This window comes from Serratia sp. G204Y, from assembly GCF_051172435.1.
Lineage (GTDB): Bacteria > Pseudomonadota > Gammaproteobacteria > Enterobacterales > Enterobacteriaceae > Serratia > Serratia sarumanii.
Genome location: NZ_JBPIZA010000001.1, coordinates 2,473,556 through 2,485,740, shown reverse-complemented (window position 1 = coordinate 2,485,740; position 12,185 = coordinate 2,473,556). Strand labels below are relative to the sequence as shown.

General features: G+C 49.9%; 13 protein-coding genes. 9 read left to right on the top strand and 4 right to left on the bottom strand.

What is annotated here, in order from left to right:
* Nucleotides 1-25 precede the first annotated feature (25 nt).
* Genes ACSBQQ_RS12120 through ACSBQQ_RS12090 form a run of 7 tightly spaced genes read left to right on the top strand, consistent with a single transcriptional unit; the run spans nt 26 to nt 5,872 of the window.
* On the top strand, nt 26-1,429 hold the full coding sequence (locus ACSBQQ_RS12120) for a DNA circularization protein (protein ID WP_060425455.1): 1,404 nt from the start codon (nt 26-28) through the stop codon (nt 1,427-1,429).
* Nucleotides 1,426-2,496: a phage baseplate assembly protein gene (locus ACSBQQ_RS12115; protein ID WP_060425456.1), complete on the top strand. Its 1,071-nt coding sequence runs from the start codon at nt 1,426-1,428 to the stop codon at nt 2,494-2,496. The genes ACSBQQ_RS12120 and ACSBQQ_RS12115 overlap by 4 nt, the downstream gene beginning before the upstream one ends.
* Nucleotides 2,493-3,083 (top strand): phage baseplate assembly protein domain-containing protein, encoded by a 591-nt coding sequence (locus ACSBQQ_RS12110; RefSeq protein ID WP_060425457.1) that lies wholly within the window; start codon nt 2,493-2,495, stop codon nt 3,081-3,083. The genes ACSBQQ_RS12115 and ACSBQQ_RS12110 overlap by 4 nt, the downstream gene beginning before the upstream one ends.
* Nucleotides 3,080-3,517 carry a phage GP46 family protein gene (locus ACSBQQ_RS12105; protein ID WP_060425458.1) on the top strand — a complete coding sequence of 146 codons (438 nt, stop codon included), beginning with the start codon at nt 3,080-3,082 and terminating at the stop codon, nt 3,515-3,517. Before ACSBQQ_RS12110 ends, ACSBQQ_RS12105 begins: the two co-directional genes overlap by 4 nt.
* A 3-nt stretch (nt 3,518-3,520) precedes the next feature.
* Nucleotides 3,521-4,669 (top strand): baseplate J/gp47 family protein, encoded by a 1,149-nt coding sequence (locus ACSBQQ_RS12100; RefSeq protein WP_060425459.1) that lies wholly within the window; start codon nt 3,521-3,523, stop codon nt 4,667-4,669.
* Entirely contained in the window at nt 4,666-5,340 is a 675-nt protein-coding gene (locus ACSBQQ_RS12095) for a YmfQ family protein (protein WP_060433271.1), read from the top strand. Before ACSBQQ_RS12100 ends, ACSBQQ_RS12095 begins: the two co-directional genes overlap by 4 nt.
* 43 nt (nt 5,341-5,383) lie before the next feature.
* Nucleotides 5,384-5,872 (top strand): gp53-like domain-containing protein, encoded by a 489-nt coding sequence (locus ACSBQQ_RS12090; RefSeq protein ID WP_230199889.1) that lies wholly within the window; start codon nt 5,384-5,386, stop codon nt 5,870-5,872.
* A 38-nt stretch (nt 5,873-5,910) separates the two neighbouring features.
* On the opposite strand, the gene ACSBQQ_RS12085 is transcribed toward ACSBQQ_RS12090, so the two are convergent.
* Together ACSBQQ_RS12085 and ACSBQQ_RS12080 are read right to left on the bottom strand one after the other, a co-directional pair.
* Complete coding sequence (locus ACSBQQ_RS12085; RefSeq protein ID WP_072269371.1) at nt 5,911-7,041, bottom strand: acyltransferase family protein; 1,131 nt, start codon at nt 7,039-7,041, stop codon at nt 5,911-5,913.
* A gap of 9 nt (nt 7,042-7,050) precedes the next feature.
* Entirely contained in the window at nt 7,051-7,323 is a 273-nt protein-coding gene (locus ACSBQQ_RS12080; protein ID WP_072269370.1) for a transcriptional regulator, read from the bottom strand.
* Nucleotides 7,324-7,420: 97 nt separating this feature from the next.
* On the opposite strand from ACSBQQ_RS12080, the gene ACSBQQ_RS12075 reads away from it, so the two are divergent.
* Both ACSBQQ_RS12075 and ACSBQQ_RS12070 read left to right on the top strand, forming a co-directional pair.
* Nucleotides 7,421-9,802, top strand: coding sequence for a hypothetical protein (locus ACSBQQ_RS12075; RefSeq protein WP_154618101.1), 2,382 nt, complete (start codon nt 7,421-7,423; stop codon nt 9,800-9,802).
* Nucleotides 9,803-10,711, top strand: a complete 909-nt coding sequence (locus ACSBQQ_RS12070) for a hypothetical protein (RefSeq protein ID WP_060425462.1) — start codon at nt 9,803-9,805, stop codon at nt 10,709-10,711.
* A gap of 23 nt (nt 10,712-10,734) precedes the next feature.
* Here ACSBQQ_RS12070 and ACSBQQ_RS12065 read toward each other — a convergent pair whose 3' ends face one another.
* Together ACSBQQ_RS12065 and ACSBQQ_RS12060 are read right to left on the bottom strand one after the other, a co-directional pair.
* The gene (locus tag ACSBQQ_RS12065) at nt 10,735-10,974 is read right to left on the bottom strand and encodes a hypothetical protein (protein WP_060425463.1); all 240 of its coding nucleotides are present in this window, start codon (nt 10,972-10,974) and stop codon (nt 10,735-10,737) included.
* Nucleotides 10,974-12,065, bottom strand: a complete 1,092-nt coding sequence (locus tag ACSBQQ_RS12060) for a tyrosine-type recombinase/integrase (protein ID WP_060425472.1) — start codon at nt 12,063-12,065, stop codon at nt 10,974-10,976. Before ACSBQQ_RS12060 ends, ACSBQQ_RS12065 begins: the two co-directional genes overlap by 1 nt.
* Between the last annotated feature and the right edge of the window lie 120 nt (nt 12,066-12,185).

Genomic DNA, 12,185 nt, shown 5'->3' with positions numbered 1-12,185 from the left:
CGGTTTTTTTGTTTCTGGAGAATTTATGGCTCTGATCACTGATGCGATCTCATCGCTGCTTGGTGGCGGCGACAGCTGGGATTGGTTTGAGCATATTCACCCGGCATCATTTCGCGGCGTTCCTTTTGCGGTAGTCAGTGCCGAGGGCGTATTTGGCCGGCGCCAGGCCGTGCATGAATACCCTTATCGCAACACCGCCTGGGTTGAAGATCTGGGGCGTGGTACGCGCAAATTAACGATCAGGGGGTTCATCGTCCATAACAGCCTGGCGTATGACGCACCTGACGTGATAACGCAGCGTGATTCGCTGGTGGCTGCGTGCGAGACGGAAGGGCCGGGTACGTTGATACATCCGACGCTTGGGGAGCTTACCGTAAGTGTGCCGGATGGCGGTTTGCGGGTACTTGAGAGCGTGGATAACGGCCGTTCCTTCGAGTTTACCCTGACGGTCATCGAGTCCGGTTTAAAGGTGTTTGCGATCACCGGCAGCACTCAGGCGGCATCACTGGTTCAGGAAAACTGGTTACGAACCGGCCTGATGGCGGCCACAAAATTTATTGCCACGGTTAAAGGTGAGATCCGCAGTGTAACCCAGACCATCAAGACGTTGCGTAATACCGCTACGTTTTGGGGAAACATGGTGAAAAGCACCGCCAATGAGGTCACTAATCTCAGTAATGTCCTGAAATCGACCTTCGGTAGCGCCCGGTATGGGCGATACAACAAAGGCACCGTAGGGGGAGGTGTTTCGGGATCAACCGGTGCAGTAAATCGAACTGCAGATACCGACAATTACGCCGGATTGGTTAACCAAAAAATGGCACAAGCGGTAACAGGACGCGCTGAATTATTGGCGCTCACGGCCACATTTGAGGGCGTAGCCTCCGTGGATGCCTTCCCCGTTGATGCCAGGGCCATCATTGATGCGGTCATTTCGTTCAGCGGCAGTGTAGAAGAAAAAATCCGCATGCTGGAAACGTTGGCCTCGTATCGAAACACCACGTTTTACGCAACCTCTGGTGAAAATTCGGTAGCCAATGGCGCCACTATCCTGCTCTGCGTATTGTCCGCCGGCGCACTGGCAGCGACCGCCGCCAATTATGAGCCATCAAGCTATGACGATGCCATTTTGATGCTTAATCGCGTCTGCGACACGCTGGATGAGGTGCTGTTGATGGCGGCGGATGCCGGGGACGACGACGATTATCTGAACCTGTTGCAAACCCGCGATGCGCTGGTCAACGCCTACAGCCAGAAAGGCGCCGTTCTTAGTTCACTGACCCAGGTTGTTATGCCCACATCGTTACCGGCGTTGGTGCTGGCCAACCGCATGTATCAGGATGGTGCTCGGGGTGATGAACTGGTTCAGTCTGTCGGGCCGCGCCATCCGGCATTCATGCCCACCAAATTTAAAGCGCTGAGAAAATGAAAGATGAACTGATTTTGACGGCCGGCGGTAAGCGAATTTCCGGCTGGGATTCTGTTCGCGTTACGCGAGGCATTGAGCGCTTGCCATCGGATTTCGACCTGTCGTTGATGGACTACTACCCCGGTAATGAAGAAAAGCAGCTGGTGCTGCCCGGAGACAGCTGCACGGTGCATCTGGGGGATGATCTGGTCATGACCGGCTATGTCGATCGCTGGAATCCGGTGATTGGCAAAGAGCGTCATGAAGTTCGCGCTACGGGCCGGAGTAAATGCCAGGACCTGGTGGATTGTTCAGCTGAATGGCCTAACAACGTGATCAGCCAGGCTAATGCCCTGCAGATAGCCCAAAAGCTGGCGGCGCCATACGGCATCACTGTCAGCAGCGACGTGAATGATATGACGACGGTTCCCCAATTTACCCTGAACTGGGGGGAGTCTTCGCAAGAAGTGATCGACCGGATCACCCGTTGGGCTGCGCTGCTGTATTACGACAAGCCCGATGGAAGTCTCTTCCTTACCCGTGTCGGAACCGGCAAGGCGGCCAGCGGCGTGGCGCAAGGGGAAAATATCGAGACGGCATCTTTCATGTCATCGATGGACGAACGGTTTTCCGATTATGTCGGGGTATCAATGTCGATGACGCCGGCGATGGAGTTGTCCCCAGATAGCGGCTATTCCGCCGTTACCCTGGCGCGCGCTCAGGATCCGGAAGTCGCCAAAATGCGCTACCGCAATCGGATAGTCATCGTTGAGAGCACCATGAACTCTCACGGTCAGGCGCAAAACTGCATCGACTGGGAGATGAACCGGCGATATGGCCGTTCACGACGCCTGCAGGTAGAGATCGATAGCTGGCGAGACAAGGCCGGAAAACTGTGGGAGCCGAATACGCTGATCCCCATCAATATTCCTGTTTTTGGGCTCAATAACGTGCAGTGGCTTCTGGCGGAGGTCACCTTTACCCGTGACGAGCGGGGCACGCGGGCCAATCTCATCATGATGCCGAAAGAAGCATTTGCCGTTCAACCCTATCAATTCTATAGCCAGGTGCAGGAGCTAAATCGATGAATGACGGCATGTTGAGGCAGCTTGGACGCCGGGTGGCCATGATGATCGGCCTGGGCAAGATCACCGGGTACGGCGATGCCGGCGGCATTCAAAAACTACAGTATCAGACGCCGCTGGAGGTGAAGGGTGATACACCGCGGATGGCGGAGTTTGGTTTTTCGTCAGGTCTGCCGGTTGGCACGGATGTGGTACTGGCGTATCTGGGCGGCGATCGTTCCAGCGCCGTAATTGTGGCCAGTAATAATCAACAGTACCGGATATCAGGTTTAAAAAGCGGCGAAACGCTGATTTATAACCAGTGGGGGGTGTTCGTAAAACTCACGGAAAACGGCATTGAGGTAGAAGCGAAAGGGAAACCGGTCACAGTGGCCAATGCGACCACGGTCACCGTTACGGCCACCGAGAAAATCAGGCTTGAAACGCCGCTTTTGGAAGTGACCGGCGATGTGATCGACAACTGCGACAGCAACGGCGCCACGTTGAAATCCTTACGCGATGCCCACAACGAGCACGATCATGTCGTGAAAAATGTCCAGAGCGGCAACGATGAGAAAACCAGCGAGAAACCGGGGGAGATCGTCGAATGAGTGATATCAGCTCTTTTTGGGACATTGAGCGGCTGGTGGCTGAGTGGCGTGAAGGAAACGGCGATCTGATCAATGGCGATGACCTGCAGACAGCGATGATTATCAGTCTGTTCACCGATCGCGTCGCCCGTGATGACGATGATATAGACGGAGAAGACCGCCGCGGCTGGTGGGGGGATATGGGAGAGGAGCATAACATCGGCTCCCGGCTGTGGTTGTTGCGCCGTCAGAAATTGACCCAGGACGTTGCTCAAAAAGCGGAAGATTATGCGCGTGAGGGATTGCAGTGGCTGATCTCTGATGGTGTGGTGTCGTCGTTCACGATAGCAACCCAGATCGTTTATCCCCGCCGGCTAAATATGGTCATTCGCTATCAGCGTCCGGGTAACGGTGCCCGCACGGACATGCGATTTTTTTGGGTTTGGGAGCAATAAATTATGCCTTTCAATCGGCCGACACTCACCGAATTGCGTGAGAAAAGTCGCACACAGCTTCAGGCTGAACTGAGAAAGACCGGTGCGCTGTTGCGCTATTCCAACATGCGTGTTTTGGCGGATGCTGACGCCGGCCTCGCCCATTTACATTACGGGTACCTGGATTATATCGCGCTGCAGTCCACCCCTTTTAATGCCACTGATGAATGGCTATCTGGATGGGCTGGCCTTAAAAGTGTCTACCAAAACCCGGCCAATCCGGCATCTACACCGTCTTATGAATTTAGCGGAACCGCGGGCGCTCCTGTCAACAAAGGTGCCGTGTTGCGCCGTGGTGATGGTTATCTCTACCGGCTTGAGGAGAGCGTAACGATCGGGGTAAATGGGAAAGGTGTCGGCAAGCTCACTGCAATACTGCCAGACATTATCGACGACCCGACAGGGGGCGGTATTGACGGCAATGCGGATGTCGGCACGACTCTGACACTGGATGTTTCTCTACCTGGCATTGATGCCAGCGGCGTAATGCTCGAGCCCGCCACCGGCGGAGCAGACATTGAGACACAGGAAAGTTTCCGCGCCCGTATGCTGCTTGCCTATCAACATCCGCCCCAGGGTGGCAGCGACACAGATTATGAGCAGTGGGCGCTGGCGGTACCCGGTGTTACCCGTTGTTGGGTAAAACGGCGTCTTATGGGGGCCGGCACGGTTGGGGTGTACATCATGTGCGACGGCAACGACGAAACCAATCACGGTTTCCCGGTAGGGACTGACGGCATATCCCAACTGGATGACTGGGGCGCACAGAAAGCCACCGGAGATCAGGGACGTGTGGCTGATTACATTTACCCGCGCGCACCAGTCACTGCGCTGGTTTACGTTTGTTCGCCAGTAGCCAAGACGGTGGATTTTGAGATCAGCGGCATTTCACATGTTGGCAGCGACATTACCACGGCCATTGCGGCGGCTATCGACAATGTCTTTTTCGAAGGTGGTACACCGATCGGCAATGGCAAGATCTTCCTCTCTGACCTGAACAGGGCAATCGGAGACATTGATGGAACAGCTGGCTTTATCCTTGTTTCCCCGGTAGCGAATATTGATCTGGGGGTAGGGGAACTGCCGGTGCGGGGCGAGGTGAACTACACATGAGCCAGTTTACCGTAAAGGAATATTCTCGCGCGCTGCAGGCTTTGATCCCAACCGGGTTAGCGTGGCCGCGCGATCCTGGCGGGGTTCAGGGGGCAGTTATTCGAGCTCTGGCTACAGGATTTCAACGTAGCGATAACGATGCGATAGCGTTGCTTGTCGGCGCGTTCCCTGAAACCGCAACCATCATGCTGACTGAATGGGAAAAAACGCTGGGTTTGCCGGATGACTGCTCGATCGGTGAAGTAGATACGATAGCGAAACGCCAGGCAGCTGTGGTGTCAAAATTTATCAGCACAGGTGGTCAGTCACGTACCTATTTTATCGGAATTGCCAGAGCGCTCGGTTACAACATCACGATCAAGGAATACCGCCAGGCGCGCGCAGGGTTGTCTGTCTGTGGCGACGGGTTAAATGGCGACGACTGGCCATTTGTGTGGCTGGTGGAAGCAGAGGAAACAACCATCTCCTATGCCCGAGCCGGCATGAGTTATTGCGGCGATCCGTTGCGCTCATGGGGGAATAAGCAGCTTGAATGTAGAATGAACGCGCTGGCGCCTTCGCATACGATCGTTAAATTTGGCTATATCAATTTCGGATTTAATGATGAGGGTGTCTATGATGTAACACCAGAATTCGCCGATATGTTTGATACCGCCTCTGGCTATTTATGAAAATCAACTAATCATATTATCACTCAGTGAGTGAGGAGTAATTATGCAAAAAGTAGGAAACACTACAGATACCGCAGATGCAAATGGCGAGTATACCAATGGTAATGTTGCTCAGGGGATACCCCCTACAATTATTAATGCTGAGATGTTAAATACATTCCAGAGGGAAATGGTCAATGTCGTAGAGGGATCAGGGCTCTCACTTGATCCAGGTGACAATGGTCAATTACTTAAAGGGATAAAGAAAACAATAAAAGATGAAATGGTAGCGTCTCTGGGGTCAAACGGATTTCAACAGCTTCCTAATGGGTTAATAATTCAATGGGGGGCGGTACAGATCGATGCTAACTCAACACAAGAAAATGACTTCCCTAAGCCATTTACAAAGCAATGTTATTCATTACAAGTTACGTTAACTTATCCAGGTCCTAATGTTGGCGTTAATGCTGGTGCTACAAGTAAGTCTAGATTTGGAATTCAAAATTATTCTGATAGCGCCGCTTACTTTCAATGGATGGCAGTGGGTGAGTAGATTTATAGCGCGTGACTCTCACGCGCTATTGATTATGTTTAATATTTTTCAGAGATGCGTCTGCCTTTATTTCTTAAAGGCATTTCGATAAATCGATAGCTTGCTTCAGTCACAAAAACAAGAATCACGAACGCAGTTATTACATATCTAAGTGTATAGCTTCCGTCAGGGTGAAATCCATCAGGAAGATATCGCCACCATATTTCTTTTGTTAAAAAGTACACAGGTATGTGAGCTAAATATATAGTGTATGATCTTGAGCCAACGTATGATGCGATTTTTTTTAGAGGCAGTGTAAAAGTAAAATAGTTTTTATCAAAGCTTGCAATCCACACAAGAATCCCAGCTACAACAGCAATAAGCCCTGTTGAAAATGAAATTGCCGCTATTCTAGAGTTACCTAGTTCAATTAACATAAATAGTAATGTGGCAATGGTAGGGACGGCATATCTTTTAAGTTTTAATGCTGTTGGCTCTAACAATGTGTAACTCTCATAACGAGCCCATAGAGCAATAATGACGCCTAGCGCAATTGCATCAGTTCTGATGTATCCCAGAACGGAGCCTCCCCGGTTGATTGGAAATTGTATTGCAAAAACCATAAAGAAAAATGGGATTAGATACTTTCGTTTTATGAAAACTGCCGCAAATGGGAATATCAAATAGAATTGCTCTTCAATTGATAGGCTCCAATAAATTTGATTAGCTCCGCAAGCATAATCTAATAGACTTGGCAAGTCGTATTGTGCGCGACATTCAAAGCCGTAGAAATTTGCAACATGTAGCATTGCATACGTTTGATACATAGCATTTTGCCCTGGATGTCCCCAATAGCCGCTCTGACGAAATATTAAGCTACAAACAAGCAAAACTGTAAGCCACAGCCAGGCAGATGGCCAGAGTCGCCATGCTCGCTTAATCCAGAAAGGGACTGCAAACTTGAAAAACTCTTTTCCAGTGGTTTCTGCAGGTATTTTGTTTATTAATGAGGAGGCTATTATATATCCAGATACACAAAAAAATAAATCAACTCCGGTCCATAGGTCTAAGTATGTATATGCTTTTGCCAAGCCGGATGATTGCCAAGGGAATAAGTTATATAAGTGAGCGAATAAAATAAAAACAATCGCTATTGCTCGAAGCATTTCTATATCAAGATTCTTGCGCATCGTTATTCCCTATGAGCGTTTATCTATTCTTGCACCAATTTCTTTCATCTTATCCAATACTTTGGATAAATCGCATTCACTGAGTGCGAGTTGTGCAGCTACAAAAAAAAGAATGTGCGGCGACATAGCGCGCGGTTCGGCTCCACCAGTGTACTTACGCCACTGGCTGTTACTTGCTACCCCAGCCAGATCAGCCATCTGTGTGCCGGTATAGCCCAGTTCAGTTTTAAGATTCTCAAGATCGTCTGGGGTTGGTGGGGTGTATTCGTTTATCAGTCTCATTGCGCACCTGTTGGAGGCCCTTTATGGGTTTTCTACCCACGCAAAATAGCCCCATTGGTGCTATTTGTCAACAATGAAATTACCATCAGGAATTTCTATGGCACAAAGATACAATACCGGAAATCCGCGTCCTTCAAACAGTATGAAGGACTTAAACGATAATGCTCTTGCATATGATGATTTCTTGAATAGTGAAGAAGATCGGGCATTTGACCGGTTTGGAAGAGGGTTCCCAACGGTAAGAAAGCAAGTTAATGAAAGAATTGATGAGCTTGCTGGATATACAAAGAATGCCGAGGAGTATGCTAAAGATGCGGCTGCTAGCGCGGGAATAGCTCAATCTGGCACGGATGCCTATACCGATGTTGCCGAAGCTCAAGGAGCAATTGATTCAGGAAAGGAAACTCGTCGTTATTTCTCTGTTCGCTCGACCATTTCAACGCAGTGGGTTGATGAATATGAGAACGTCAACGGTGTAGCGACGCCAACGGGCCGCTATCTGAGCAATGGGAAATACGTTGATGAGATTGCCGCCTCGGTTATTTCGTTGCTTGCAAGCCTTATGGAGACGAATAAGAGAACTGCCGCCCTGAGACAATATCAATCAGAGCAGTGGCAGTGGACAGTAGAAAGTGCGCTCGGCCCCTCTCAGACGGCAATGGCGTTAGATAATGATTTTGGGTTGTGGCTTGCAGGTTTAAAATCATCCATCCAAGATTACGTCGAACAGTTAATTCCGAAAAACATTGCAAATCGTTATCAAAATATGCAGTTCGTCCTCGTTGCCAAAAACGGGGTTGATGGCCTATTAACAATTAACGATAACGGCGATGTAAGAATGGTCGGTATGGATGACGTTCTGCAAGACAGATTAGAATCCATATGCTCGACAAATTTCTCTCGTCGCATTGTCGGCTTCCAGTATGTGATTTTTGCAAAAGACCTCAAGTCGGCTTTATTCGCAATTGATGACGATGGCGGGGTGCATATACCCGGAATTGAAGGCCCACTTCAAGATAATCTGGGCGAGTCTCTGGCATCGGTCAAGACTGTCGGCGGTGTTCCAGCCGCAGCGTGGCGCGGTGATATTGTGTGGTCAGAGCGTCCGGTATTAACGGCGCAAAAGCTGTCAGCATCAGGATTCGTATTCAGTTACATGCCAGGCGGCGAGGCAACTGCGGGGGCTGGTGTGATGTATGTCCCGTCCCTGCGTGAAATGCCCGTTGACGCTGAAGAATCACATGGTGGTGGTTCAGCGGGCCAATCGCTAAATCTTTCAGCCGATTTTGCCGGTTCAAACATCGTCAACAGGAACCCCGCTTTTCGTGGCCGCTTATTAGCGGGGGCGCGTGGCAAACCGGAAGGAAATAATGTTAACCCTGTGACAGTTGATGATGTCTCGACGATGAATGACATGAGCGACCCCTCATATCGTCAGGGGAACATTCTGCCAATGTATAACGCATTGATGGATATGGGGGTAGGCAATATCGTCTTTATCCACGCCCCGTTCGCCGCCGGTGGTCGCTCATTTGTGCAAATTAGCCGAGGGACAGTGCCTTATGAGAACGGCCTGAAATACGTAAAAATGGCTAAATCCGCCTCTGATGCAGTGGGCAAACGCTATGTATTCAAGTTCCTCGGATTCGAACATGGCGAAACCGATTCCGATAATGGTGATTGCCGGAATCCGGGAGACTATCTCGCAAAAGAGATCGTTTATTTCCCAGGCATTCAAATCGACTTTAAAGCCATCACGGGCCAAGCCGACGACTTCCTGATTGTTATCGGCCAAGTCGGCAGTCGCAGCAACACCAAAACCGGGGCCGTTGATGAAGAAGGCAACCCGACGGGCGAAAGCATCGTTGTTCAACCGTATTCTGTACCTGCTGTTGATCAGCTTGCATACGTGCGCCAAAACCCAGACACGGCGATTATGTACGGCCCTAAATACATGCTGAACTGGCTCTTTAACGACAACTCGCTGAGCCATCTAAACGCCAAGGGTAAGGTTTTGCAGGGGGAGTACACAGCCCAGGCTGTTCACTGGCATTTGTATAACACAGAGAAAAAAGGCACATGGACGGGGCTGAAGGTAAAAAGCCTCACTGTCTCTGGAACCATTGCCGATCTGCTCTGCGACGTCCCTTACGCGCCGATCGTTATTGATACTACGTTCATTGCTGACTGCCTGAATCGTGGCATTAGCTTGGAAAAACAATCGGCATCGGTTCAAAGCGTCACCATCGTTGACGGTAACACCATTCGGGTTGAGTTTGATAAAGCTCCGGCATCAGATGATTACATGCTGATCGGCTTTACGAACACCGCGCTAAGTTCAAGCGGCCACGTTTATCCGCTTACATGCTTCCGTGATTCGTCGCCGGTTAAATCCCGATGGATCACGCGAAATAATGCCCCATTCCCACTATACAACTGGCTGTGCCTCGATCGCCTGCCAATGAACGGAGAATTTTAAATGGTAGCAGTAAACCAAACGGGGAAAGCCTACTACGGCTTTCGCACCGCTTTAAACCTATCAGCCTCTATTCTTGACCCACAGGCTCTTTTTGCTGCCTACAAGGCACGCGTGGTGGCTGATGGTGGCACTATCCCAGATGAAGCTGGTTGCCTGGCCCGGTTTTCATTTCTGCTGAATAACGGCATGTATGAGAAAACCACGTTCTGTGCTGCGCCTGCATTTGGATTGAAAGTTGACGGCGCTGGAAATGTCCAAACCGTTTATAACCTTCTTGGCTCTGCTGGGGATTTGATCGCGGGTTCCCAAGGAACTCCACCGCTACCCATGACCTACGATGCCACTGCGCGCGCGGTTATCATTCAGGTCACATCGGGCGGGGGTTGGTATCTCAAAAGCCGCACGAATTTGGTCATTCATAAAGGCTCAACTTACCTGATCGCAGGCCGTATGAGCGATCTAAATCGTGCCGACAATAACGGAATTACTGCCGGATACAATCTGACAGGTTTACCGATGGCGTATCTTCGGACGATGATAACGAACAACAGCGCAGTTACTGAGGCGTGGCGATATGGGTCACGCGATAGCGCATGGCCTGCGGGTAGTGGTGGTGCGCTCAATGCCGCAACCAATATCTATGCTGATTACGTGCCATCATCTGGCCTGTTCAAAGTGGATCAAGGGGTTATTGAGGGGTACGAGAAAGGGAAGTTGCTTGCGACCTCCGCGCCGGCGGCGACGGGAAAACTGGCTGACTTGAGCAGCTACACTACGCCGATGTTGATCGGTGGTACGCAGTTAGCGAATAACATCGTCAGTGCGTGCTATGGGGCATTCATGGACATCCTTTGCCTGCATACTGCCGACGAATCCGACGCGATTCTTGCTTCACGCCTGGGGATGTGATGCGCTGCCGGGAGGGAACCCGGCTATTTATACAGCGAGGCAAAGTCGAATGCGAGCGCCGCATCAACGGCTTTGCCCTCTGTTTCGAATGGAGTTTCCGAGACGAGCGGCCAGCGCCCTTTATGCCAAACATAAAGCCAGTGTTGGCCTTCTTCGTCCTCGCGGATCGCGAACATTGGGGGACTGTTTTGCTGCGGTTCTGGGTATCTGTCGTTTTCGTTGAGAATGAAGATCTGCCGGCCGGCGAGGATTATGCTGCCCATTATTTGCCCTTTGATTTCTTAAGAAGATCAAATTTTTCATGAAGCGATTTCGGATATAGCTCGGTATAAACTTGCCACAATGTATTTAAGTTTTTATGTCCAGTTACTTGGGCCACCTCTTCGATACTAAATCCAGCCTCAAACAACCTACTTGCTCCCTCCCGTTTAAGATCGTGATAGTGCAGATCATCTATCCCTGTCTTCTCTCTAACCTTGATGAATGCTGCTGATATAGACTTTGAGTTATAGGGGAAAATGTATTTTGAAACCCTCTCTTGGCGCATGACGATCGCCCACGCCTCACCAAGAAGCGGAACACTCATGTGGTTTCCTGCTTTCTTCCTCGGATCCTTTCTATCCCTTACAAGAACTGATTTCTGAACATAATCAATATCACTCCATTCTATGCGGCAAACCTCACCGACTCGCATGCACGAAAGAATAGAAAAATTGAAAATATCGACAAATGGTATCCTGGAGCGGGGATGGTTTTGCCGCTCTTGCAAGGCAGCAACGATAACGTCTATCTCGTTTTCGTCAGGGCGTCTAGTTCGCCTATTCGATTTAGAGATTAGGCGCATTTTAGCCAGAAGTGGCTTTGCTTCATCGATCGGATTAGCGGTGTAGCTGATGCCGTATATAGGCTTTGCGGCTTTCAATACCGTGCCAAGATAACTCAAGTCATGAGAGACGGTCGATGGACTGGCGCCGTTAGCAACCCTTCGTCTGCAGTGATCAATGATGTCATTGGCCTGCAGCTTTGATAGCGCTAAGAAGCTAAACTCTGCGGTCAGCAACATTCGCAGAGTAGAGGATTTATCTTTTCCCGCCTTTCCACCTGTTTCTGGATCATCAAGATATTTTTGTATGAGTTCGGCCACAGTTATCCGGTCGGTGTCATTAGAGTTTGGAATGCCGTTTTTTTCCAACTCAGCAACCCGGTTAATGCCCCATGTCTTTGCCAGCGCCTGTTTGCTAAACGTTCTATTTTCACGGAAAAGATAGACGCCTTTTTCCCGGACACCAACAGTGCAGCGATACCGTACAGTGCCATCTGCTTTGGTTCTTTTTTCGATGCTGTAATAGGCCATAGTTAAACCATTCGGTACGATTTGAGGGGTGCTGTTAGGGGTGCTGATGAGCGGAAAATACATTAAAGCTGATTAGAATGCATTAAAATAATGCAATTTTATTAGGGTGTTATGCTTTGA

Bases quoted from the DNA above. Each gene is read 5' to 3' on its own strand.
- ACSBQQ_RS12120 (WP_060425455.1), top strand. From the start codon at position 26: ATGGCTCTGATCACTGATGCGATCTCATCGCTGCTTGGTGGCGGCGAC.
- ACSBQQ_RS12115 (WP_060425456.1), top strand. From the start codon at position 1,426: ATGAAAGATGAACTGATTTTGACGGCCGGCGGTAAGCGAATTTCCGGC.
- ACSBQQ_RS12110 (WP_060425457.1), top strand. From the start codon at position 2,493: ATGAATGACGGCATGTTGAGGCAGCTTGGACGCCGGGTGGCCATGATG.
- ACSBQQ_RS12105 (WP_060425458.1), top strand. From the start codon at position 3,080: ATGAGTGATATCAGCTCTTTTTGGGACATTGAGCGGCTGGTGGCTGAG.
- ACSBQQ_RS12100 (WP_060425459.1), top strand. From the start codon at position 3,521: ATGCCTTTCAATCGGCCGACACTCACCGAATTGCGTGAGAAAAGTCGC.
- ACSBQQ_RS12095 (WP_060433271.1), top strand. From the start codon at position 4,666: ATGAGCCAGTTTACCGTAAAGGAATATTCTCGCGCGCTGCAGGCTTTG.
- ACSBQQ_RS12090 (WP_230199889.1), top strand. From the start codon at position 5,384: ATGCAAAAAGTAGGAAACACTACAGATACCGCAGATGCAAATGGCGAG.
- ACSBQQ_RS12085 (WP_072269371.1), bottom strand. From the start codon at position 7,041: ATGCGCAAGAATCTTGATATAGAAATGCTTCGAGCAATAGCGATTGTT.
- ACSBQQ_RS12080 (WP_072269370.1), bottom strand. From the start codon at position 7,323: ATGAGACTGATAAACGAATACACCCCACCAACCCCAGACGATCTTGAG.
- ACSBQQ_RS12075 (WP_154618101.1), top strand. From the start codon at position 7,421: ATGGCACAAAGATACAATACCGGAAATCCGCGTCCTTCAAACAGTATG.
- ACSBQQ_RS12070 (WP_060425462.1), top strand. From the start codon at position 9,803: ATGGTAGCAGTAAACCAAACGGGGAAAGCCTACTACGGCTTTCGCACC.
- ACSBQQ_RS12065 (WP_060425463.1), bottom strand. From the start codon at position 10,974: ATGGGCAGCATAATCCTCGCCGGCCGGCAGATCTTCATTCTCAACGAA.
- ACSBQQ_RS12060 (WP_060425472.1), bottom strand. From the start codon at position 12,065: ATGGCCTATTACAGCATCGAAAAAAGAACCAAAGCAGATGGCACTGTA.